The sequence below is a fragment of the Pseudomonas sp. MM213 genome, from assembly GCF_020423045.1.
Lineage (GTDB): Bacteria > Pseudomonadota > Gammaproteobacteria > Pseudomonadales > Pseudomonadaceae > Aquipseudomonas > Aquipseudomonas migulae.
In genome coordinates, this window is sequence record NZ_CP081943.1 from 6,592,123 (window position 1) to 6,613,573 (window position 21,451).

Annotated in this window: 19 protein-coding genes and 1 pseudogene; 16 read left to right on the forward strand and 4 right to left on the reverse strand. The window is 61.3% G+C overall.

Features of this window, described 5'->3' with window-relative positions; genetic code table 11:
• The first annotated feature begins 2 nt into the window (after positions 1 to 2).
• The 4 genes from kdpB (at position 3) to K5R88_RS30050 (ending at position 6,300) form a co-directional block, all read left to right on the forward strand.
• On the forward strand, positions 3 to 2,060 hold the full coding sequence (gene kdpB / locus K5R88_RS30035; RefSeq protein WP_192226176.1) for a potassium-transporting ATPase subunit KdpB: 2,058 nt from the start codon (positions 3 to 5) through the stop codon (positions 2,058 to 2,060).
• 150 nt (positions 2,061 to 2,210) lie between these two features.
• Complete coding sequence (gene kdpC, locus K5R88_RS30040; RefSeq protein WP_226298861.1) at positions 2,211 to 2,756, forward strand: potassium-transporting ATPase subunit KdpC; 546 nt, start codon at positions 2,211 to 2,213, stop codon at positions 2,754 to 2,756.
• 131 nt (positions 2,757 to 2,887) lie between these two features.
• On the forward strand, positions 2,888 to 5,545 hold the full coding sequence (locus tag K5R88_RS30045) for a sensor histidine kinase (RefSeq protein WP_226298862.1): 2,658 nt from the start codon (positions 2,888 to 2,890) through the stop codon (positions 5,543 to 5,545).
• A gap of 56 nt (positions 5,546 to 5,601) precedes the next feature.
• Positions 5,602 to 6,300 (forward strand): response regulator, encoded by a 699-nt coding sequence (locus K5R88_RS30050; protein WP_226300295.1) that lies wholly within the window; start codon positions 5,602 to 5,604, stop codon positions 6,298 to 6,300.
• A gap of 130 nt (positions 6,301 to 6,430) precedes the next feature.
• On the opposite strand, the gene K5R88_RS30055 is transcribed toward K5R88_RS30050, so the two are convergent.
• Positions 6,431 to 7,471 carry a patatin-like phospholipase family protein gene (locus K5R88_RS30055; RefSeq protein ID WP_008042183.1) on the reverse strand — a complete coding sequence of 347 codons (1,041 nt, stop codon included), beginning with the start codon at positions 7,469 to 7,471 and terminating at the stop codon, positions 6,431 to 6,433.
• Between the two features lie 222 nt (positions 7,472 to 7,693).
• Here K5R88_RS30055 and K5R88_RS30060 point away from each other — a divergent pair, with 222 nt between their 5' ends.
• From K5R88_RS30060 to K5R88_RS30070, 3 genes are all read left to right on the forward strand, one after another.
• A complete protein-coding gene (locus K5R88_RS30060) occupies positions 7,694 to 7,972 on the forward strand; it encodes a hypothetical protein (protein WP_008027298.1) in 279 nt (92 codons plus the stop codon).
• A gap of 95 nt (positions 7,973 to 8,067) precedes the next feature.
• Positions 8,068 to 8,826, forward strand: a complete 759-nt coding sequence (locus K5R88_RS30065; RefSeq protein WP_226298863.1) for a CHAD domain-containing protein — start codon at positions 8,068 to 8,070, stop codon at positions 8,824 to 8,826.
• A 263-nt stretch (positions 8,827 to 9,089) separates the two neighbouring features.
• The gene (locus tag K5R88_RS30070; protein WP_192226186.1) at positions 9,090 to 9,887 is read left to right on the forward strand and encodes an acyl-CoA thioesterase; all 798 of its coding nucleotides are present in this window, start codon (positions 9,090 to 9,092) and stop codon (positions 9,885 to 9,887) included.
• Here the strand turns inward: K5R88_RS30070 and K5R88_RS30075 are convergent, their stop codons facing one another.
• The gene (locus K5R88_RS30075; RefSeq protein WP_008027303.1) at positions 9,888 to 10,253 is read right to left on the reverse strand and encodes an Mpo1-like protein; all 366 of its coding nucleotides are present in this window, start codon (positions 10,251 to 10,253) and stop codon (positions 9,888 to 9,890) included.
• 204 nt (positions 10,254 to 10,457) lie between these two features.
• Complete coding sequence (locus tag K5R88_RS30080; RefSeq protein WP_223414520.1) at positions 10,458 to 11,939, reverse strand: methyl-accepting chemotaxis protein; 1,482 nt, start codon at positions 11,937 to 11,939, stop codon at positions 10,458 to 10,460.
• A gap of 179 nt (positions 11,940 to 12,118) precedes the next feature.
• Between K5R88_RS30080 and K5R88_RS30085 the strand changes: the two genes are divergently transcribed.
• From K5R88_RS30085 to K5R88_RS30120, 8 genes and pseudogenes are all read left to right on the forward strand, one after another.
• Positions 12,119 to 12,649 carry a hypothetical protein gene (locus K5R88_RS30085; RefSeq protein ID WP_226298864.1) on the forward strand — a complete coding sequence of 177 codons (531 nt, stop codon included), beginning with the start codon at positions 12,119 to 12,121 and terminating at the stop codon, positions 12,647 to 12,649.
• Positions 12,650 to 12,716: 67 nt separating this feature from the next.
• On the forward strand, positions 12,717 to 12,908 hold the full coding sequence (locus tag K5R88_RS30090; RefSeq protein ID WP_008027309.1) for a PLDc N-terminal domain-containing protein: 192 nt from the start codon (positions 12,717 to 12,719) through the stop codon (positions 12,906 to 12,908).
• Positions 12,909 to 13,136: 228 nt separating this feature from the next.
• Positions 13,137 to 14,012, forward strand: a complete 876-nt coding sequence (speE, locus tag K5R88_RS30095) for a polyamine aminopropyltransferase (protein ID WP_008027310.1) — start codon at positions 13,137 to 13,139, stop codon at positions 14,010 to 14,012.
• 218 nt (positions 14,013 to 14,230) lie between these two features.
• Entirely contained in the window at positions 14,231 to 14,464 is a 234-nt protein-coding gene (locus K5R88_RS30100) for a hypothetical protein (RefSeq protein ID WP_008042188.1), read from the forward strand.
• 219 nt (positions 14,465 to 14,683) lie between these two features.
• The gene (locus tag K5R88_RS30105; RefSeq protein WP_008027314.1) at positions 14,684 to 15,025 is read left to right on the forward strand and encodes a ribonuclease E inhibitor RraB; all 342 of its coding nucleotides are present in this window, start codon (positions 14,684 to 14,686) and stop codon (positions 15,023 to 15,025) included.
• 497 nt (positions 15,026 to 15,522) lie between these two features.
• Positions 15,523 to 16,932, forward strand: a complete 1,410-nt coding sequence (locus K5R88_RS30110; RefSeq protein WP_008027316.1) for a circularly permuted type 2 ATP-grasp protein — start codon at positions 15,523 to 15,525, stop codon at positions 16,930 to 16,932.
• Between the two features lie 45 nt (positions 16,933 to 16,977).
• Positions 16,978 to 17,894: pseudogene (locus tag K5R88_RS30115) on the forward strand (alpha-E domain-containing protein).
• A complete protein-coding gene (locus tag K5R88_RS30120) occupies positions 17,891 to 18,706 on the forward strand; it encodes a transglutaminase family protein (protein WP_223553762.1) in 816 nt (271 codons plus the stop codon). The pseudogene K5R88_RS30115 and the gene K5R88_RS30120 overlap by 4 nt, the downstream one beginning before the upstream one ends.
• Before the next feature lie 120 nt (positions 18,707 to 18,826).
• On the opposite strand, the gene K5R88_RS30125 is transcribed toward K5R88_RS30120, so the two are convergent.
• Complete coding sequence (locus K5R88_RS30125) at positions 18,827 to 19,648, reverse strand: c-type cytochrome (RefSeq protein WP_226300296.1); 822 nt, start codon at positions 19,646 to 19,648, stop codon at positions 18,827 to 18,829.
• Between the two features lie 591 nt (positions 19,649 to 20,239).
• On the opposite strand from K5R88_RS30125, the gene K5R88_RS30130 reads away from it, so the two are divergent.
• Positions 20,240 to 21,445, forward strand: a complete 1,206-nt coding sequence (locus K5R88_RS30130; RefSeq protein ID WP_008042192.1) for an acetyl-CoA C-acetyltransferase — start codon at positions 20,240 to 20,242, stop codon at positions 21,443 to 21,445.
• The last annotated feature ends 6 nt before the right edge of the window (positions 21,446 to 21,451 follow it).

The window sequence follows — 21,451 nt, forward strand, 5'->3', positions numbered from 1 at the left end:
TGATGAATATGCCCGTAAGTAAAGCCGCCACCGTCAAGGCGCCGGAACAACCGAAAACCGCGATCTCGGCCCTGTGGCGTCCGGCGCTGGTGCAAGCCTTCGTCAAGCTCGACCCACGGCAGTTGCAGCGTGCGCCGGTGATGCTGGTGGTCGAACTGACCGCCGTCCTGACCACCGTGCTGTGCTTCATTCCCGACAGCGCCGTGCCGACCTTCGTCGCTGCGCAAATTGCTTTGTGGCTGTGGTTCACCGTGCTGTTCGCCAACTTCGCCGAAGCCTTGGCCGAAGGTCGCGGCAAGGCTCGCGCCGACAGCCTCAAGGCTGGCAGCGAAGGCTTGAGCGCACGCCGCAAAACCGGCAACGGCGCCTTTCAAGTGGTGCCGGCCACCAGCCTGCGCAAGGGCGATGTGGTGCGCGTCGAAGCCGGGGAAATGATCCCCGGTGACGGCGAGGTCATCGAAGGCATCGCGGCGGTCAACGAAGCGGCGATTACCGGTGAATCCGCGCCGGTGATCCGTGAATCCGGCGGCGACCGTTCGGCCGTCACCGGCAACACCCGACTGGTCTCCGACTGGCTGCTGGTGCGCATCACCGCCAACCCTGGCGAGTCGACACTGGACCGCATGATCGCTTTGGTCGAAGGCGCCAAACGCCAGAAAACCCCGAACGAAGTGGCGCTCGACATCCTGCTGATCGGCCTGACGCTGATCTTCCTGCTGGTGGTCGTGACCCTGCAACCGTTCGCCCACTTCGCCAACGGCAGCCTGCCGCTGGTGTTCCTGGTGGCGTTATTGGTCACGCTGATTCCGACCACCATCGGCGGTTTGCTCTCGGCCATCGGCATCGCCGGCATGGACCGTCTGGTGCGCCTGAACGTGATCGCCAAATCCGGGCGCGCCGTGGAAGCGGCGGGGGACGTGCACGTCCTGCTGCTGGACAAGACCGGCACCATCACCTTCGGTAACCGTCGTTGCACCGCGGTGTATGCCGCACCGGGTGTGAGCGCCAAGGAGCTGGCCGAGGGTGCGCTGTTCGCTTCGCTGGCCGATGACACCGCGGAAGGCAAGTCCATCGTCGAGTACCTGCGCGGCGTTCATCCACAACCCGAGCCTGCCACCGAAGTGCTGACGGCGGTGCCGTTCAGCGCCGAGACTCGCTTGTCCGGTGTCGACTATCAGGGCCGCGTGTATCGCAAGGGCGCAGTGGATTCGTTGCTGGCGTTCGTCGGCCTGAAACGCGCCGATCTCGCCCCGGCACTGTCCCGGGAAATCGACAAGATCGCCCAGAGCGGCGGCACGCCGTTGCTGGTGTGCGCCGACGGTAAATTGCTCGGCGCGATTCACCTCAAGGACGTGGTCAAGCCAGGCATCCGCGAGCGTTTCGCCGAGCTGCGCAAACTGGGGATTCGCACCGTCATGGTGACCGGCGACAACCCGCTGACCGCCGCGGCGATTGCGGCCGAAGCCGGTGTGGACGACGTGCTGGCTGAAGCTACGCCGGAGAAAAAACTGGCGCGCATTCGTCATGAGCAGAACGACGGTCGTCTGGTCGCCATGTGCGGCGACGGCGCCAACGACGCCCCGGCACTGGCCCAGGCCGACGTCGGCATGGCGATGAACGACGGCACACAAGCGGCGCGCGAAGCGGCCAACATGGTCGACCTCGACAGCGACCCGACCAAGCTGCTGGACGTGGTGCAGATCGGCAAGGAATTGCTGGTGACTCGCGGTGCGCTGACGACGTTTTCGATCGCCAACGACGTCGCCAAATACTTCGCGATTCTGCCGGCGCTGTTTGCCTCGATCTACCCGCAACTGGGTGTGCTCAACGTCATGCAACTGAGCAGTCCGCAGAGCGCGATTCTGTCGGCAATCGTGTTCAACGCCTTGATCATTGTGGTGCTGATTCCACTGGCCTTGCGTGGCGTGCGCGTGCAGGCGGCGAGTGCGGCGGCGTTGCTGCGCCGCAACCTGTTGATCTACGGACTGGGCGGGATTCTGGTGCCGTTTGTGGGCATCAAGGCGATCGACATGCTGTTGACGGCGTTGCATCTGGTTTGACCCTTGGCGAGCGCTTCGCGCTCGATCGCCGGCAAGCCGGCTCCTACAGGTGTGATATCGCCCTGTAGGAGCGAAGCTTGCTCGCGAAGAATGCACCACGGTTCATCTATATGAACACCGAATCTGTTCACCGAATTCGAGGATTTTGAAATGTCCACAATGATACGTCCGGCCCTGAGCCTGCTGGTCCTGATGACCCTGATCACCGGCGTCGCTTACCCGTTGGTGGTCACTGGCGTCGCGCAGGTCGCGTTCCCGGATCAGGCCAATGGCAGCCTCGTGCGTGACGCCGACGGCAAAGTCCGCGGCTCTTCGCTGATTGCCCAGGATTTCACCGGTGACGCGTGGTTCCATCCACGCCCGTCGGCCGGCGCTTTCACCACGGTATCGAGCAGCGCCAGCAACCTGTCGCCAAGCAATCCCGCGCTGGCCACTCGGGTGATCGACGATGCCAATAAACTGCTGGTGCCAGGCCAGGGGCCGGTGCCGTTGGCGCTGCTGACCACTTCTGGCAGCGGGCTTGATCCGCACTTGCCACCAGCGGCGATTGCCTATCAACTGGCGCGTGTTGCAGCGACGCGGAATCTGCCGGTGTCTACGCTTCAGAATCTGCTGGCCGCGCACATCGAACAGCCGTTGGTAGGCCCGCCGGTGGTGAATGTGTTGGCGCTGAACATGGCGTTGGAAAAGTTGTAAATCGGTGGCGCCGCCAATCGCTAGCAGGCTAGCTCCCACATGGAAATGCATACCCCCTGTGGGAGCTAGCCTGCTAGCGATGGCGATAGAACAATCACCACATCAACACCTGAAATAAGAGATCCCCAAACATGAGTGACTCCGGCCGCGCCGACGCGCTGTTAGCAGACCTGCCCCGCGATGGCCGTGGCCGGCTCAAGGTTTTCCTCGGTGCCGCGCCCGGTGTCGGCAAGACCTACGCCATGCTGCAAGCGGCCCACACTCAGCTGCGCCAGGGCGTAAAGGTCATCGCCGGCGTGGTAGAAACCCACGGCCGTGCCGAAACCGAAGCGCTGCTCGGCGGCTTGCCGCAGCAACCGCTGGTGCGCTCGGAATACCGTGGCGTGATGCTCGAAGAAATGGACCTCGACGGCCTGCTCGCAGCCAAACCGAAACTGGTGCTGGTCGACGAACTGGCCCACAGCAACGCGCCCGGCAGTCGTCACGCCAAGCGCTGGCAAGACATTCAGGAACTGCTCGCCGCCGGCATCGACGTGTTCACCACGGTCAACGTCCAGCACCTGGAAAGCCTCAACGACCAGGTGCGCGGCATCACCGGCGTGCAGGTCCGCGAAACCTTGCCGGACTGGGTGCTGCAAGAAGCCTATGAACTGCTGCTGATCGACTTGCCGCCACGGGAGCTGCTCGAGCGACTGCGCGACGGCAAGGTCTACGTGCCGGAGCAGGCGCGGGCGGCCATCGATGCGTTTTTCACCCAGACCAACCTCACCGCCCTGCGCGAATTGGCGATGCAGACGGCGGCGGCCCAGGTCGATAACGATCTGGCGCAAGGGTATCGCCAGCTCGGCCAGGCGGCACCTGCGGTGCGCGGTCGGCTGCTGGTCGGTGTCGATGGCGATGCTCAGGCCGAACGCCTGGTGCGTCACGCCAGTCGTGTCGCCCAGCGCCGGCATTTGCCATGGAGCCTGGTGCACGTGGACAACGGCAGCGTGCGCGACGAGCAATCGCGCCTGCGTCTGCAAAGTGCCCAGCAACTGGCTGAACGTCTCGGTGGCGAAGTGGTGTTGTTGCGTGCCGGCGAAGTTGCGAAAACCCTGATCCAGCACGCAGCCGAACGCCGTGCCAGCCTGGTGTTGGTCGGTCAGTCCCGGCAGCGTTTGCGTCGGCGCCTGTTCGGCGGTGGTCTGGCCTCACGCTTGCTGCGCGATGCAAGTGGACTGGAAATCAACGTCCTCGACAGCGATCACGAACAGCATCAGCCGCGCCAGCGTTCGGCGCAGTCACTGGTGTGGTTCGACTATGCGCTGGCGCTGGTCGCAACCGTGCTCGCCAGCGCACTGGCCTGGGCCGTGGCGAGTGTCTTGCCGCTGCCGAACATCTCGCTGGTGTTCCTCGCCGCCGTGTTGCTGGTGGCGGTGCGCAGCAGCCTCGGCCCGGCGCTGGCCTGTGCGGCGCTGTCGTTTCTGACCTATGACTTTCTGTTCATTCCGCCGAATTTTTCCTTCAGCATCCAGCGCGAAGAAGACGTACTGACGCTGCTGTTTTTCCTGCTGATGGCTGCGCTCACCGGCAACCTCGCGGCGCGCCAGCGCCGGCAATTGCAGGCGTTGCGCGATACGCAGGAAGAGACCACCGAACTGCTCGACCTGTCGCGCAAACTCACCGCCGCCACCGACCGCCAGGCCGTGGTCAGCGCCGCCGCGCAGCATCTCAACGGCTGGAAAGACGTGCAGCTGTGCCTGCTCAATCGCGACGGTCAGGCGGGTTGGAAAGTCGAAACCGGTGGCCCCCTGGAATTCACCGAAGCCGAACGCGCCGCCGCCGATTGGGCCTGGCAACACGATCAACCGGCGGGCGCGGGCACCGGCACGTTGCCGTTCGGGCGTTGGTGGTGGTGGCCGCTTTCGGTGGAAGACGGGCCGCTGGCGTTGCTCGGCGTCTGTGCCAAAGAAGGGCAGACCTTGAGCGGTCAGCGTCGACGTTTGTTGACCGCGCTCAGTCAGCCGCTGGCCCAGGCGCTGGCACGCGCACAATTGGCCGAAGACCTGGAAGCGGCGCGGCTGCATGGTGAAACCGAGCAACTGCGCAGTGCCTTGCTGGCCTCGGTGTCCCACGATCTGCGCACGCCGCTGACCTCCATGCGCGGCAGCATCGACAGCCTGTTGGCGCTCGGCGAAGCCATCCCGCTGGAGGATCGTCGCGAACTGCTTGAAGGCACGCGTGATGAAGCCGAGCGCCTTGATCGCTACATTCAAAACCTGCTGGACATGACCCGCCTCGGTCACGGTGCGCTGAAGCTCGCGCGGGACTGGGTGTCACCGGCCGACATCGTTGGCAGTTCGCTCAATCGCCTGCGCGCGGTGCTGGCACCGTTGCAGGTCAACACCGATGTGCCCGCGCAACTGCCGCTGCTGTTCGTTCACGCTGCGCTGATCGAGCAGGCGCTGGTCAACGTGCTGGAAAACGCCGCACGGTTTTCACCGGTGCATGGGCGTTTGCAATTGCGCGCCGGCGTGGATGAAAACGAGCTGTTCTTTTCGGTCAGCGATGAAGGCCCGGGCATTCCGGAGGAGGAGCGGGCGAAGATTTTCGACATGTTCTACACCGCCGCACGCGGTGATCGTGGCGGGCAGGGGACCGGGCTGGGGCTGGCGATCTGTCAGGGCATGGTCGGCGCGCACGGCGGGCGCATCAGCGTCGGTGACGGCATCGACGGGCGCGGCACCTGCATCACCCTTCACTTGCCCTTGCAGGAACAGCCTTCCTTTGAAATCGAGAGCGGACAGTGAGTACTGAAAGTGAAGCCTGATACCCTTTGGACATCTCCATGCCGCGACCGGAAACCATGAGCCAGACCGCGACCATTTTGGTCATCGACGACGAACCGCAGATCCGCAAGTTCCTGCGCATCAGCCTCGCCTCCCAAGGCTACAAAGTGCTGGAGGCCGGCACCGGCACCGAAGGCCTGGCGCAAGCCGCATTGAACAAACCCGATTTGCTGGTGCTCGACCTCGGCCTGCCGGACATGGACGGCCAGCAAGTGCTGCGGGAGTTTCGCGAGTGGTCGACGGTGCCAGTGCTGGTGCTGTCGGTGCGCGCCGGTGAAGGTCAGAAGGTCGAAGCGCTGGATGGCGGAGCCAATGACTACGTGACCAAGCCGTTCGGCATTCAGGAATTTCTGGCGCGGGTGCGTGCCCTGTTGCGTCAGGCGCCGGTGGGCGAGGTGCAACAAGCGGCGTTGACGTTCGGCCCGTTGACCGTGGATCTGGCGTATCGCCGGGTGCTGCTCGAAGGCGTCGAAGTGGCGTTGACCCGCAAGGAATACGCAGTGCTGGCGCAACTGGCGCGGCATCCGGGAAGGGTCATCACCCAGCAGCAATTGCTCAAGGATATCTGGGGGCCGACCCATACCGAAGACAGTCACTATCTGCGGATTGTGGTGGGGCATTTGCGGCAGAAGCTGGCGGATGATCCGACGCAGCCACGGTTTATCGTGACCGAGGCGGGGGTTGGGTATCGGTTGTTGAGTGAGGGTGGGCTTTAGTTTTGTGTTGGGTGGGATGACGCTTTCGCGGGCAAGTCGGATCGCCGCACCGCTCGCTCCTACAAGGCTGCACTCGACCCGTAGGAGCGAGGCTTGCCCGCGAAGAGGCCCTCACATTCACCCGAGACCCTCAGGAATCCCGCTCATTCTCATACCGATCCAAGGTGTCCCGCGCAATCTCCCGCCCCAGCGCGATCAACTCCGGTGCCTTGTAAAACTCGAAGAACCGGCACACCCGCTTCGGCACGTTGATCAGAATATCCGGCGGATAGCCGGCGATCTTGTACTGCGCCAACGACGTCTGCATCACCTCGAAACTCTGGTTGATCAAATCCAGCAAGGACGCCGGTCCCACGTTGTCGATGATGAATGAACCGGTGGCCGACTTCGGCGCACCGTCGCGTTCAGGGGCGGCCGCCGGTTGCTGGGCTTCGGGTTCGGCGGACTCGACCCAGGGATTGATCTCGGCCGCCTCGGCCATCAACGCTTCCTTTTCCAGCAACAGCAATTGTTCTGCCTGTTTGCGGCGGAACGGCATTTTCGAACCCAGCGAGTTGATCAGGCTGTCGAACCGGGTCCTGAACGCGGCAGGGCGCTGGATCACCGGCAATTGATAGTGACGCTGGTTGGTGGAGTTGAGGTTGACCGCAATGATCAGGTCGCAATGGCTCGACACCACGGGCACGATCGGCAAAGGGTTGAGAATGCCGCCGTCCACCAGCATGCGATTGCCTTGCATCACCGGGGTGAACAGGCTCGGGATGGCCGCCGAGGCGCGCATCGCCTGGTGCAGACAGCCTTCCTGAAACCAGATTTCCTGCTGGTTGGTCAGGTCGGTGGCCACCGCCGTGTAGGGGATGCGCAAGTCTTCGATATTGATTTCGCCGACGATCTTGCGGATCTGCCCGAAGACCTTCTCGCCGCGAATCGCCCCCAGCCGAAAACTGACGTCCACCAGGCGCAACACGTCGAGGTAATCCAGGCTTTCGATCCAGTTACGGTATTCGTCCAGTTTGCCGGCGGCATAAATCCCGCCGACCACCGCACCCATCGAACAGCCGGCAATGCAGGAGATGTCGTAGCCACGCCGTTCGATCTCTTCAATGACCCCGATATGGGCATATCCTCGGGCCCCACCTGAGCCCAGCACCAGTGCGACGCGCTTTTTCATGAATCGCCCTCGTCTGACAAGGTTCAACAATGCACCCATCGAGGGGCGCGCTTCAATCGTCAAGGTCGCTTGGCAGGGTGAAGGCGTCGTTTTTTCGACACTCCATGGCGGCAGATGGTTATTCTCCCGAGCGCTATAGTTTCGGCGGCGGGAGCAAGGCACTTTTCACGCGCCGGACCGTCTTACCTGCAAGACTGTTTTCCTATTGTTGAGGTGTGAGTGATGAAAGCCTGGATCTGTGTGCCCTTGATTGCGCTGGCACTCGCCGGTTGTGCCGGCAAAACCGCTTACCGTGACAGCTGCGGCAACGGGCTCGATGCGGCGTGGCGTGAGCTGGACCTGGCCAAGGCCGAAGGTTTCGCCGGCACCGTCAGCTACTCCAAGGCCCTGTCGTTGCTGACCGGCGCCAAGACCCAGCAGCAATTCGAAGCGTTCGAAGGCTGCGCCAGGAAAGCCGAGAAGGCGCGCTTTTATATTCGTGAGTCACGCGCTGGCCGTTAAACAAGGCGCTAATCTGTAGGAGCCGGCTTGCTGGTGAAGGCGTCATCACGGCTGCCATCGCCAGCAAGCCGGCTCCTACAATTGGAGTCAATCACATGATTAATCGGTTGGTGGCTCAAGTTCTGGGCCTGGAAGTCCGTTTGCTGGCCTGTCAGGCCCGATTGAATGCCCGCACCGATCCGGAAGCGTTGCACGATCTGCGCACCACGGTTCGCCGTTTGCGCAGCCTGCTGCGACCATTGCGTGGCTTGCCCGGTGTCGAGCAACTGGAAGCGGCAGCATCGGCCGTGGGGCAATTGACCACGCCGTTGCGCGATCGCGAAGTGCTGGCGGCGTATTTGCTCGAGCACGATCAACCCGAGGCGGCGCAACGGCGCATGGCGCAGATGGCCGAGGCTTACCCGGCGGTTGCGGCGAGTCCTGAGCTGTTGCAGTTGCTGATGATCCTTGACGCCTTTCCGCGCTTTTTACGCGCCTCGCAGCGTCAGGGTTTGCTCAAGGGCTTGCGCCAACGCATCGAGAAACGCCTGGCCAAACAATGGAAGAAACTCGATCAGGCGCTGCACGATCCCGCCCATGATCGCCATCGTCTGCGCTTGCTGATCAAGCGCGTGCGTTATGGCATCGAGGCGTATCCCGAGCTGGATCGCTTGCCGAAACCGGCGCTGCCCAGATTGAAGTCGGCCCAGGCCGCGTTGGGCGATTGGCACGATTGCTGGCAATGGCTGGCCCGGGCCGAACAGGAAGCCGATTTGCAGCCTTGCGTGGCGGTCTGGAAAACCACCATGGCCCAGGCCGAAGGCCGTGCGGACCGTGTGCTCGACAAACTCAGTGCCAGCTGTTTCAAATCCTGAAACCACCATGGATGACTTGATCACTAATTGGCTGGACAACACAGAACCTTGTGGGAGCGAGCCTGCTCGCGATCGCGGTAAATCAGCAGCATCAATGTCGGATGTTGTACCGCTATCGCGAGCAGGCTCGCTCCCACATGGGGTCGGTGTGGAGCCGAGCCATGCGCGGCCCATCTGTCCGTACTTTTGGCCGGAATAAGCGCTGTGCCGTTTTAGCTGGCTGGTTAAGATCTCTTCATTCCTTTTCTGCCCCTGAGGTTTCCATGCGCTTTTCCGATCTGCTCGACGCCGTCCGCAGCCAGCCGCTGGAGCTGTCTATTCCGGCCGAATGGGCGCAGGGTCGCGCCAGTTTTGGTGGCCTGGTGGCCGCCTTGCAATACGAAGCCATGCGCGCGAAGGTGCCGGCGGATCGTCCTGTACGTTCGCTGGCGATCACCTTTGTCGGGCCGGTCGAGCCTGAAGTGCCGGTCAGTTTTGAAGTCGACGTCCTGCGCGAAGGCAAGGCGGTCAGCCAGGTACTGGGTCGGGCGATGCAGAAGGGCCAGGTGGTGACACTCATCCAGGGCAGCTTCGGCGCCTCGCGACCGTCCGAAGTGGCGGTAACCGCCACGCCGGCCCCCGAAATGAAGCACTGGGACGATTGCCAGGAGCTGCCATTCATCAAAGGCGTACTGCCGGAATTCATGCGCCATCTGGCGATGCGCTGGAGTGTTGGCGGCTTGCCGTTCACCGGCAATAAATCCCGCGAGATGGGCGGTTGGGTGCGCTTGCGTGGGGATGTGAAGGAAGAGGCGGTCAGTGAGGCGCATATCCTGGCGCTGGTGGACGCCTGGCCCCCATCCTTGATGCCGCACCTGACGAAACCGGCGATGGGCAGCACGCTGACCTGGACCATCGAATTCGTCCAGCCGGTGTTGGAATTGAGCACGCTGGACTGGTGCAAATACCTCGTTGAAATCGAACATGCCGCTGACGGCTACGGTCACGCGGCGGCGCAGCTGTGGAACGCAGAAGATCAGTTGATTGCCATGAGCCGGCAGACGGTGACGGTTTTCGCCTGATCAGTGACGACGGTGGCGCTCACGCCAGGCGCGCCACCAGCCGCCGCTGAGGAAAAACCGTGGAAAGGTCAGGAACTGCTCGACCAGCAGGCGCGACACCGCGTCTTTGCGATCACTGAACGGCTCGGAGGCTTGCGCCTCCAGGCTGTGACCGTGGCGCTGCAGGCCCAATGCCGCGAGCAGGCCGATGACGCCAATCGCGAAGTTCGCAAAGCTCAGGCTGAACACCCCGCAAACCAGCAGCAAAAACGCCACGATGAACAGCGGCACGGCAATCAGGTGCAACACCAGATTGGCCGGGTGCTGGTGATTGTCCGGGTACGCGCGCCATTGCCAGGCGGGAAGGTTGGGGTGACGTTTGCCCATGATGCTGATCCTCGATCCATGTTGAACACATGATTGAAGAATAGGCGCGGCATGGGCGGGCGGCGAATCAAGGATGGCTATCGGAGTGATAGGTGTTCATGTTCGGAATTGATGTTACTCACACAGACGTCTTCGCGGGCAAGCCTCGCTCCTACAGAAACTGCGCACGACTTGTAGGAGCGAGGCTTGCCCGCGAAGGGGGCCTCAAAGTTTCAACTGACCTATAGCCTTACTCAGTTCCCCGGCTAGCGCCGCCAACTCATTACTGGTCGTCGCCGAGTCCACGGTCTGCTTCACGGTGTTCTCGGTCACATCGCGAATACTCACCACCGCCCGATTCATCTCTTCCGCCACCTGGCTCTGCTGTTCCGCCGCCACGGCGATCTGGGTATTGCTTTCGCGCATCTGCGCCACTGCGCTGGTGATTTCGGCCAGTGCGGCGCCAGCCTCTTGCGCCTGTTGCACGCAATCGTCCGCCTTGAACGAGCTTTCCTGCATGAAATCCACCGCGTCCCGCGTTCCGGCCTGCAACGCCGAAACCATGAGGGTGATCTCGTCGGTCGAGGTCTGCACGCTTTTGGCCAGGTTGCGCACTTCATCGGCGACCACGGCAAAACCACGACCCATTTCCCCGGCCCGGGCTGCTTCAATCGCCGCATTCAGCGCCAGCAGATTGGTTTGCTCGGCGATGCTGTGGATCACATTGACCACGCCGTTGATCTTCTGGCTGTCTTCGGCCAGACGCTGAATCATCTCGGCCGTCTGCTGGACGCCAGTGGACAACCCGGCAATCGACTTCTGCACGCGGCTGACCACTTCCTGGCCGCTGCCAGCCAGGGTGTCGGCGGTTTTCGAAAGGTCGCGGGTGGCACCGGCGTGCTGGGCGATGTGGTAGACGGTGGCGGTCATTTCGTTGATCGCCGTGGCAGCCTGATCGGTCTCACTTTGCTGGCCGAGCATGCCGTGGCGCACTTCGTTCATGCTCGATGCCAGCCGAGCGGCACCGTCATCCAGTTGTCGTGCGGTGCTGGCGACGGTGTTGACCACCCGTTGGTAACCGGCCTGCATCGCGTTGAACGCACCGGCCATCTGCCCGACTTCGTCTGTGCAGGCCAGCGGCACACGGGCCGAGAGGTCGCCGGTTTTTTCGACGTGGAGCATGACGTCTTTCAACGTATTGAGCTGGCTGAGCAGAAAGCGGATCAACAATTGCGACGCACCGAGCATCGCCAGCATCAGGATGAACACCGCCACGGCGTAGTTGGCGAACCGTTCTTCGAACACCTGGCTCAGGCTCGGGCCATAAGCAATCACGGCGATGTGTTGGCCGTCGGCACGCGTGAACACTTCGGCGCCCATCAACGGGTTTTCGCCGAACAGCGGCATCGAGTTGATCTCGACCCAGCCGTTGCTGTCCGTCAGTTCCAGCACGGGCTGGTCGTTGAGCAGTGGCGCGTGCCCGCGACTGAACGTCAGCAGGTTATCGGCCTTGGGCAGCGCTTGCCCGGCCGGCCAGGCGCCGAGCAGGCGTGCCTGTGCCTGGGCGGACACTTTGGATGCGTGACTGCGGGCCTGTTGTTCGAGCTGTACGGCATACAGCACCAACAACAGGGTCGTGACGAAGGCGACAGCATTGACCGCCCAGAATTTATATTTCAGCGAGATGTTGCTAAGCCAGGCACCCATGGAGGTCTTCTCTGATAGCGGAAACAGTATTGGCAAGGTGCCAGCATTGTGCCGCGGCCCCGTGCGCCGGATCTTGATATGGGTCAACATTCCCGGTCACGCTCGCGCACAGGAACTGCGGGACGTAATGCGCTATCCTTCGCGCCTTCAAAATTCCCTCGCTACAGGATTCCGCCCCCATGAAAGCCGCACTCGTCGAACTCATCAGCAAAATCAGCTCCGGGTGCATGAGCGAAGACGAAATCCTCAAAGTCGCCGACGAAGCGGCCCAGGCCTACGCCGATCCAGAGGCTTTTCTGACAGCCAATCCGGACATTAACTACGACGACACCTTCCCGATTCCGTTGGGCGAGTGGGTCGTCGTCGGCAGCCTGCCGGAAACCGTGCAGTTCCAGGCTGACACCTATATGGACCTGTTCGCGCAGATCGTCGCTTCGTTTGGTCCGGGCGTGGATTTCAACATCAAACCCAAGCAACTGGCCAAGACCGAAGCGCTGACCGCGCTTAATCGCATCCAGGTGCAAATGGGCAGCATGAACAAGGAAAACGGCGGTTATACGCTGATGAACTTCAGCCAGTTGCTCGACGACGAGCTGCAAGTGGTGCTGGTCTACGGCAATGACGTACCGCGTGTGCTCGAGCTGTGCGCCGAGGTCGGCATCGCTGCCGCGCCTTCTCTGGAAGCCCTGAAAGTCGCCATCCACGTTTGATGGCATGAAACGAAACCCCTGGGGCCGACTATCCTGAGAGGGCACACAACGCTTAGGGAGCGACACCATGGGTTCCACGTTTAACGGCCTGGTGGGCCTGATCATCCTTGTCCTGGACATCTGGGCAATCATCAACGTGCTGAAAAGTGGCGCCGACACCGTGATGAAAATCATCTGGGTCCTGCTGATCCTGCTGCTGCCGGTCCTGGGCCTGATCATCTGGGCCATCGCCGGGCCAAGGGGCAACGTGCGTATTTGATGGTTTCCACCTTCCTTGTAGGAGCGAGGCTTGCCCGCGAAGCTTTTGGCGATCTCACGGACGCCTTCGCGGGCAAGCCTCGCTCCTACAGGTATGTGGAGTCAGAAGGTTCGACCTGTCATCTTCCGCGACGTAGAATGCGCGCCTTTCCCGGGCAATCGAGCTGATCGATTGGCCATCATGGGCGGGTAACCGTCCGTTGCCACCGCATTCATCGGAGCACTTCCCATGAGCAACACTCCAACCAGCGATTACCTGGAAACCCTCTACGAAGGCTATGGCCAGCGTTTTCGCATGGAAAAACTGCTGCACGAAGTGCGCACCGAACACCAACACCTGGTGATTTTCGAGAACCCGCGCATGGGCCGCGTCATGGCGCTGGACGGCGTGATCCAGACCACCGAAGCCGACGAATTCATCTACCACGAGATGCTCACCCACGTGCCGATCCTGGCGCATGGCAGCGCCAAGCGCGTGCTGATCATCGGCGGTGGCGACGGCGGCATGCTGCGTGAAGTGGCCAAACACCGTAACGTCGAGCACATCACCATGGTCGAGATCGACGGCACCGTGGTCGACATGTGCAAGGAGTTCCTGCCGAACCACTCCAAGGGTGCATTCGATGATCCGCGCCTGAACCTGGTGATCGACGACGGCATGCGTTTCGTCGCCACCACCACTGAAAAGTTCGACGTGATCATTTCCGATTCCACCGACCCGATCGGTCCGGGCGAAGTGCTGTTCTCGGAAAACTTCTACCAGGCCTGCCGTCGTTGCCTCAACGAAGGCGGCATCCTGGTGACCCAGAACGGCACGCCGTTCATGCAGATCGAAGAAGTCAAAACCACCGCCGGCCGCCTGCGCAGCCTGTTCCCGGACTGGCACTTCTACCAGGCCGCCGTGCCGACCTACATCGGCGGTTCGATGACCTTTGCCTGGGGCGCGACCAACACCGCTTATCGCAAATTGTCCCGCGAAACCCTGCAACAGCGCTTTGCCGGTAGCGGCATCGTCACCCGCTACTACAATCCGGAAATCCACATCGGCGCGTTCGCCTTGCCGCAATACGTGTTGCAGGCCGTGAACAAGCCAAGCAACGACTAAAGAAATACGCAAAACCCCTGTAGGAGCGAAGCTTGCTCGCGAAAGCGGTGTTTCAGTCGACATTTTTATTGACTGATATGCCGCCTTCGCGAGCAAGCTTCGCTCCTACAGGGACCGTGTTTTTCATGCTTGCACGGCGTAATCTGTTTGAACGATCGGTCAGGGTAAAAGTCCAGATGGATGTAAGCCCATTTACGGGTTTGTTCGAGGAGGCAGTGATGCAAAAGTGGAAAATCACTTTCGTGGATGATCACGGTGAAACAGCCAACGAAGTTTTTGAGTGCGACGAATGCCCGGACAACGAGCACGCCGCCAAACTGATCAAGGAACGTCTCCTTCCTGTCGTCGCCGAACTGGATCTGAATGATCTGGAAGGGCGAACTGCTGATGCAAGCGTCAAGAATCTTAAAGCCCAGAACAGCATCCAGATCCTCGGCATTACTCCCGTCTGATACCCCCTCTGGAACACTCGTGAAATAACCAGGCCTTGGCAGCGGCTCCGACTTGGGGCTACTCTGCAAGCGAGATCAGCGAATGGATCGCTAAGGTCTGGTCTTGTCAGCTACATGCTTGTTTCCCATCGGCAATTTGCTTGCCGCAGCGCTCGCATCCTTCGGTTGCCGGCGTCGGGAGTACGGAAAGTCTATCCATCGGTATCAGGAGGACGTTTCATGAGCACAGCCTATCAAGAAGACATCAGCAGCTCGGTTCTGCGCCGCATGAAAGAAGGCGGTTTCGACTTTTCACGTTTCCATCCCATCGAGTTCTACGCCATTTTCCCGGACGAGGAGCGGGCACGCAGGGCGGCAGGGCATTACTGCGGTGAATCCATGAATGCACAAATCAGCGTGCGCGACGACGGCGCCTGGTCCCTGGAACTGAGCAAAGTGATGTACGCCACCTATGACGGCATCGGCGACTTTGAGCAGGACTTCGAGGCGGTGGTCGAGCCTTTGGGTGGCATCATCGAAGGATGGGGCGTCAAGCAGGAGGTACGAGGGCTACTCGCATAACACTATGAACAGCGACAACATCCACTAACGGCTGACCTTCGGGTTGGCCGTTTTCGTTTGCGCAGAATTCGAGGGCCGATCGCCAGCAAGCCGGCTCCTACAGAAATCCGGCGTGCCACAAATCACCGCCCCCCTGTAGGAGCCGGCTTGCTGGCGATGGCGTCCTCCCAATCACCGCCAAACCATCAGCCACAAATCCCGAAACAAAAAAAAGCCGCCTGAGCAAGGCGGCTAAAAGGGAAGTTCGGTGAGCATTTCCAGCGAATGCGCGAATTATCCGCATCCCCCTCCGGGCAGTGAAATCAACTCTGACTATGCTGGTGATAGGCGACAGCATTGCTTCGCAATGAAGCGGGGGCGATCAGGTTGGGGCATTTGCCGCACAGGATTGGTGCGGTGTTAATCATGTGAATATCCAACCGATTGATATCAAAGCGTTTCTGCCGATGGCACGGGCCTTGCGAAGGCCTGGATGTCCGGGTGACAAGGAGTACGGCATGATCCGCACCTATTTTGATGAGATGTACGATGCCGGCGGCCAGGTCCGCCCGCATTATCGGGAGTTTGCCCGTTGGCTGGCCGAAACGCCTGACGAGCTTTTGGCACAACGGCGACGCGAGGCCGATCTGCTGTTTCATCGCGCCGGGATTACTTTCACGCTCTACGGGGACGAGCAGGGGACAGAGCGCCTGATTCCCTTCGACACCATTCCACGCAGCATCCCCGCCAGTGAATGGCGGATCGTCGAACGCGGCTGCATCCAGCGGGTCAAGGCGCTGAACATGTTCCTCGCCGACCTCTATCACGAGCAGCGCATCATCAAGGCCGGCATCATCCCGGCCGAACAAGTGCTGGCCAACGAGCAATACCAGTTGGCGATGCAGGGGCTGGATCTGCACCGGGATATCTATTCCCACATTTCCGGCGTCGATCTGGTGCGCGATGGCGACGGCACGTACTACGTGCTCGAAGACAACCTGCGTACACCCAGCGGCGTGAGCTACATGCTCGAAGACCGCAAGATGATGATGCGCCTGTTCCCCGAGTTGTTCTCGGCCCAGCGCATCGCCCCGATCGACCATTATCCGAACCTGTTGCTCGACACCCTGAAAAGCTCCAGCCACCTCGATAACCCGAGCGTGGTGGTACTGACGCCGGGTCGCTTCAACAGCGCGTTTTTCGAGCATGCATTTCTCGCTCGGGAAATGGGCGTGGAGCTGGTGGAAGGCGCGGACCTGTTCGTGCGTGATGACAAGGTGTTCATGCGCACCACGGACGGGCCGAAAGCGGTGGATGTGATCTACCGCCGTCTCGACGATGCATTCCTCGATCCGCTGGCGTTCAATCCGGACTCGATGCTTGGCGTTCCGGGGCTGCTGTCGTCGTACCGCTCGGGCAATGTGGTGCTGGCGAATGCCATCGGCACCGGGGTGGCGGACGATAAGTCGGTGTATCCGTTTGTCACCGACATGATCCGTTTCTACCTCGACGAAGAGCCGATCCTGAAGAACGTTCCGACGTTCCAGTGTCGTAATCCCTCCGAACTGTCCCACGTGCTGGCCAATCTTCCAGAACTGGTGGTCAAGGAAACCCAGGGCTCCGGCGGCTACGGAATGTTGGTGGGACCGGCGGCGACGGCGGCGGAAATCGAATCCTTCCGCGAGCGAATCAAGGCCAAGCCCCACGCGTATATCGCGCAACCGACGTTGTCCCTGTCGACCTGCCCGACCTTTGTCGAAAACGGCATCGCCCCACGCCACATCGACCTGCGTCCGTTTGTATTGTCTGGCCGCGAAACCCGGGTTGTGCCCGGCGGTTTGACCCGTGTCGCCCTGCGTGAAGGCTCCCTGGTGGTGAATTCCTCCCAGGGCGGCGGAACCAAGGACACCTGGGTGGTCGAGGATTGAAGGAAGCCTGCCATGTTAAGTAGAACTGCCTCGGATTTGTATTGGATGTCGCGTTACCTGGAGCGGGCGGAAAACCTCGCACGGATGCTCGACATCAGTTATTCGCTGTCGCTGATGCCGCAGGATGGCCGCGGTGACGGTCTGCACGAACTCGCCATGCCACTGCTGATCACTGGCACCCTGGACGATTACCTCGAACGCCACGGCGAGTTGCATGCCGAACGGCTGCTGCACTTTTTGCCCTGGACGCAGCCAACCCGGCGAGCATCTACAGCTGCCTCGGTTCGGCGCGGGCCAGTGCGCATGCCGTGCGGGGGCGAATTACCGCGGACATGTGGGAAAACATCAACGCCACCTGGCTGGAAATTCGCGGCATCGCCGATCAAGGCTTGAGTCGCTACGGCATGAGTCGTTTCTGCGAGTGGATCAAGGAACGTTCTCACCTGTTTCGCGGCGCGTCCTACGGCACGATCATGCGTAACGATGCGTTCCGGTTTATTCGTCTGGGCACTTTCATCGAAAGGGCGGACAACACCTTGCGCCTGCTCGATGCTCGCTACGAAATGGCGGGCGATCAGGCCGAAGCGGTCAGCGACGGTACGGCTCACGCCTATTACCAGTGGAGTGCCTTGTTGCGGGCGTTGTCGTCGTTCGAGGCCTACACCGAAATCTACCGCGACGCGCCCGGTGCCCGGCATGTGGCCGAGCTGCTGTTGCTGCGCGCCGATGTCCCGCGATCCCTGCGCGCGTGCACCGAAGAAATCGACCAGATCCTCGCTCAACTGCCGGGGGCCAATGGTCGTCCTGCGCAACGTCTGGCCGCCGAGATGGACGCACGCCTGCGCTACACCGGCATCAACGAAATTCTCGACGAAGGCCTGCACGCCTGGCTGACCGAGTTCATCCCGCTGGTGCGCCAGTTGGGTAACGCCATACACAGTTCCTACCTGGAGGCTGCATGAGACTTTCCATTAGCCACGAGACCACCTATCACTATGAAGATCAGGTGCGGGCGAGCATCCAGTACCTGCGACTGACCCCTCACGACAGCGAGCGCCAGCACGTGCTCAGCTGGCAGCTCGACCTGCCGCGCCCGGTGCGTGCGCAACTCGATCCGTTCGGCAACATCCTGCACGTGCTGACCATGGATGAGCCGCATGAAGCGATCATCATCGGCGCCCGTGGCCAGGTCGACATCGACGAACTGCGTGAAGCCGAGCACGAGAGCCAGTCGGCGCTGCCGTTCCTGCGCTTCACGCGCCTGACCGAGGCCGACGAAGCCTTGCGTGAGTTCGCCGAGAAGGCGTGCAAAAAGCGCCGGGACCGCGCGGCATTGATCGACTTGATGCATGGCCTGAATTCGCACATGACCTACACGCCGGGCTCCACCGAAGTGGACACCAGCGCCGCGCAAGCCTTCGCCGGGCGTTCGGGTGTCTGTCAGGACCACACCCACGCGTTTCTCGCCTGCGCCCGCAGCCTGGGCATTCCGTCGCGTTATGTGTCGGGCTATTTGTACAGCGAGAACAGCGAGCATCTGGCCAGCCACGCGTGGGCGGAAGCCTGGCTGGATGACGCGTGGTACAGCTTTGACGTGACCAATGAACTGGCGCGACCGGAGCGGCATTTGAAACTGGCGGTGGGCCTGGATTACCTGGATGCCTGCCCGGTACGCGGGATGCGTCGGGGCGGCGGGTGCGAGCAGATGCACGCAAAGGTGTTTGTGTCGCCGACACCGATGCCGATGCCGGTGATTTCAGTCCAGCAGCAATAGGTCTGTTCGCCGCAAAAACCTGTGGGAGCGAGCCTGCTCGCGATAGCGGTCTGTCTGTCACATTCATGTTGAATGTGCCACCGTCATCGCGAGCAGGCTCGCTCCCACATGGAAATAGTGTCAGGGCTTGGTTTTGCGCCCGGCCATATGCTTCAAATACCCCACCAACATCTCCAGATCCCCATCCGGTAAAACCGCCGCCGAAAACCCCGGCATCTTCGCCTGCGGCCACTGCCGCAAACTCTGCGGATCACGGATGTAGCGCTTCAAAAAGTCCGCCCCGAAATACTCGGTCGGGTTAAACGGAATGTTCAGATCCGGCCCGAATTGCGCATCCCCGGCACCGTTCAATCGATGACACGCCAGACAGTTCTTCTGGAACAGCGCAAACCCCACATTCACCGGGTCGCCCGCCTTCAGCGCCGGATCCGGCAGCAGGGCAGGGAAGCGCTCGGCCACCGGCGCCATGCGTTTGATGTCAGCCACTTGAAAGGGCCATTGCTCGGGACTGACATTGCCCGCCTGCGGATCCGTCCACACCAGATAAAACGGCCCGGCACTCGGCTTGTCTGCCGACAGCGCCGGCCACGGTTTGGCCGGGTCTTCAATCGCCAGCCACGCTCGCGCACCTTGGCTGTTGAGCAACGGCGCGGCAGCCAGTTCGGCAGCAAAACCATCCAGTGCCACAGCTTGCAGGTGATCGTCAGGCTTGATGCCGCTCAACAACGCCGCCAGGGGCACGGCGCGATAGCTCATGTCCCGTTTGTAGGAAACGTCGTTGGTAATGGTGATGGTCTGAACCAGAGGATGCTTGAGCAACTCCTCGGTCTGCCAGGTGCGGCTGTGTGCGCCCAGCTCCAGGTTCAGCTGTGCGGCATAAAGGGGCGAGCCGAACAGCAAGGCCCCGAGCAGAATGAGCGTTTTCAACAGATCGCCGTCCATGTCGTGGAAGTGCCGCAAAGGTTGGCACACCCACGCCGGCCCGGGTAGCGAGCCAGTCACATTTTTAAGAGGCGATGGAAACTGTGCGCCGATTTTTTAATAAAGACTCAGCCGATCACCTTCGTCAGGTTCGGCAAAATCAACAGCAACGTAGTAGCGAAAAGAATGAGCCCGGCTTGACGTACTTTCGAATGTTTGAACATGGCTTGACCGCCTTTTTTGTTATTTCCTGATGCCTGCCTGCATATCTCCATGACGGCAGAGCGTTGCACTTCCTGTAAGGCGAGCGCCTCGGCAAAACCCGACGACAACTTCGCATATGTTCACCTTAGGGCCCGCGTCACTCGTGACTTAGATCCCTTTCGTATGGAGCGCGCACTTATTGCTTTAAAAAAGGCATGAGGCCTATTGCCAGCTTCTTTGCCGCCCTTTTGCTAGACATCTCGGTGTCCTGAAACGATCAATCCGGTAGCACACTACCGTCCGTCTGAGCGTGTCCGTCAACGTCAGTGAGCATTGCGGTCATTGAATCGGCGGTGGCTCGGCATAAGGTGAGGGCTCAGTATTTTCACCGCCAGGTTCGAGGACGTCATGACCCAAGCTTTGATTTTCGACGCGTTACGCACGCCCCGTGGCAAGGGCAAGTCCGATGGTGCATTGCACAGTGTCAAACCGGTGAACCTGGTGGCGGGGTTGCTCAAGGCGCTGCAACAGCGCACGGCGCTGGACACCAGTCAGGTCGACGACGTGGTGTTGGGCTGTGTGACGCCGGTTGGCGATCAAGGTGCGGACATCGCCAAAACGGCCGCACAGGTGGCCGATTGGGACGTCAGCGTCGCGGGCGTGCAAATCAACCGCTTCTGCGCGTCAGGGCTGGAGGCCGTCAACCTCGGGGCGATGAAAGTGCGTTCCGGCTTCGAAGACCTGGTGGTGGTCGGTGGCGTCGAGTCGATGTCACGGGTGCCGATGGGCAGCGATGGCGGCGCCTGGGCGCTGGACCCGGAAACCAATTTGCACAGCCATTTCACCCCGCAAGGCGTCGGCGCCGATCTGATCGCCACCCTCGAAGGCTTCAGCCGCCAGGACGTCGATGCCTACGCGCTGCACTCCCAGCAAAAAGCGGCGCGGGCGCGGGCCGACGGTTCGTTCAGCAAATCGCTGGTGCCGGTGCAGGATCAGAACGGCATCATTTTGCTCGATCACGATGAGTTCATTCGCGCCGACTCCACACTGGAAGGCTTGGGCAAACTCAAGCCAAGCTTCGAGATGATGGGGCAAATGGGTTTTGACGCCACGGCATTGCGGGTCTACAGCCACGTTGAGCGGATCAACCACGTGCACACGCCGGGCAACAGTTCCGGGATCGTCGATGGCGCGGCGTTGATGCTGATCGGCTCCGAAGCCAAGGGGCGTGCGCTCGGCTTGCAGCCACGGGCGCGAATCGTCGCCACGGCGGTCACCAGCACCGACCCGACGATCATGCTCACCGGCCCGGCACCGGCCACCCGCAAAGCGCTGGCCAAGGCCGGGCTGCGGGTCGAAGACATCGACCTGTTCGAGGTCAACGAGGCGTTTGCCTCCGTCGTGTTGAAATTCATCAAGGACATGGCCATCGACCCGGACAAGGTCAACGTCAACGGCGGCTCCATCGCCATGGGGCATCCACTGGGTGCTACAGGCTGCGCAATCCTCGGCACGCTGCTCGATGAACTGGAAACCCGGCGCCTGCGCTTTGGCCTCGCGACCCTGTGCGTCGGCGGCGGCATGGGCATTGCCACCATCATCGAACGCCTCTGAGCCACG

Bases quoted from the DNA above. Each gene is read 5' to 3' on its own strand.
- kdpB (WP_192226176.1), top strand. From the start codon at position 3: ATGAATATGCCCGTAAGTAAAGCCGCCACCGTCAAGGCGCCGGAACAA.
- kdpC (WP_226298861.1), top strand. From the start codon at position 2,211: ATGTCCACAATGATACGTCCGGCCCTGAGCCTGCTGGTCCTGATGACC.
- K5R88_RS30045 (WP_226298862.1), top strand. From the start codon at position 2,888: ATGAGTGACTCCGGCCGCGCCGACGCGCTGTTAGCAGACCTGCCCCGC.
- K5R88_RS30050 (WP_226300295.1), top strand. From the start codon at position 5,602: ATGAGCCAGACCGCGACCATTTTGGTCATCGACGACGAACCGCAGATC.
- K5R88_RS30055 (WP_008042183.1), bottom strand. From the start codon at position 7,471: ATGAAAAAGCGCGTCGCACTGGTGCTGGGCTCAGGTGGGGCCCGAGGA.
- K5R88_RS30060 (WP_008027298.1), top strand. From the start codon at position 7,694: ATGAAAGCCTGGATCTGTGTGCCCTTGATTGCGCTGGCACTCGCCGGT.
- K5R88_RS30065 (WP_226298863.1), top strand. From the start codon at position 8,068: ATGATTAATCGGTTGGTGGCTCAAGTTCTGGGCCTGGAAGTCCGTTTG.
- K5R88_RS30070 (WP_192226186.1), top strand. From the start codon at position 9,090: ATGCGCTTTTCCGATCTGCTCGACGCCGTCCGCAGCCAGCCGCTGGAG.
- K5R88_RS30075 (WP_008027303.1), bottom strand. From the start codon at position 10,253: ATGGGCAAACGTCACCCCAACCTTCCCGCCTGGCAATGGCGCGCGTAC.
- K5R88_RS30080 (WP_223414520.1), bottom strand. From the start codon at position 11,939: ATGGGTGCCTGGCTTAGCAACATCTCGCTGAAATATAAATTCTGGGCG.
- K5R88_RS30085 (WP_226298864.1), top strand. From the start codon at position 12,119: ATGAAAGCCGCACTCGTCGAACTCATCAGCAAAATCAGCTCCGGGTGC.
- K5R88_RS30090 (WP_008027309.1), top strand. From the start codon at position 12,717: ATGGGTTCCACGTTTAACGGCCTGGTGGGCCTGATCATCCTTGTCCTG.
- speE (WP_008027310.1), top strand. From the start codon at position 13,137: ATGAGCAACACTCCAACCAGCGATTACCTGGAAACCCTCTACGAAGGC.
- K5R88_RS30100 (WP_008042188.1), top strand. From the start codon at position 14,231: ATGCAAAAGTGGAAAATCACTTTCGTGGATGATCACGGTGAAACAGCC.
- K5R88_RS30105 (WP_008027314.1), top strand. From the start codon at position 14,684: ATGAGCACAGCCTATCAAGAAGACATCAGCAGCTCGGTTCTGCGCCGC.
- K5R88_RS30110 (WP_008027316.1), top strand. From the start codon at position 15,523: ATGATCCGCACCTATTTTGATGAGATGTACGATGCCGGCGGCCAGGTC.
- K5R88_RS30120 (WP_223553762.1), top strand. From the start codon at position 17,891: ATGAGACTTTCCATTAGCCACGAGACCACCTATCACTATGAAGATCAG.
- K5R88_RS30125 (WP_226300296.1), bottom strand. From the start codon at position 19,648: ATGGACGGCGATCTGTTGAAAACGCTCATTCTGCTCGGGGCCTTGCTG.
- K5R88_RS30130 (WP_008042192.1), top strand. From the start codon at position 20,240: ATGACCCAAGCTTTGATTTTCGACGCGTTACGCACGCCCCGTGGCAAG.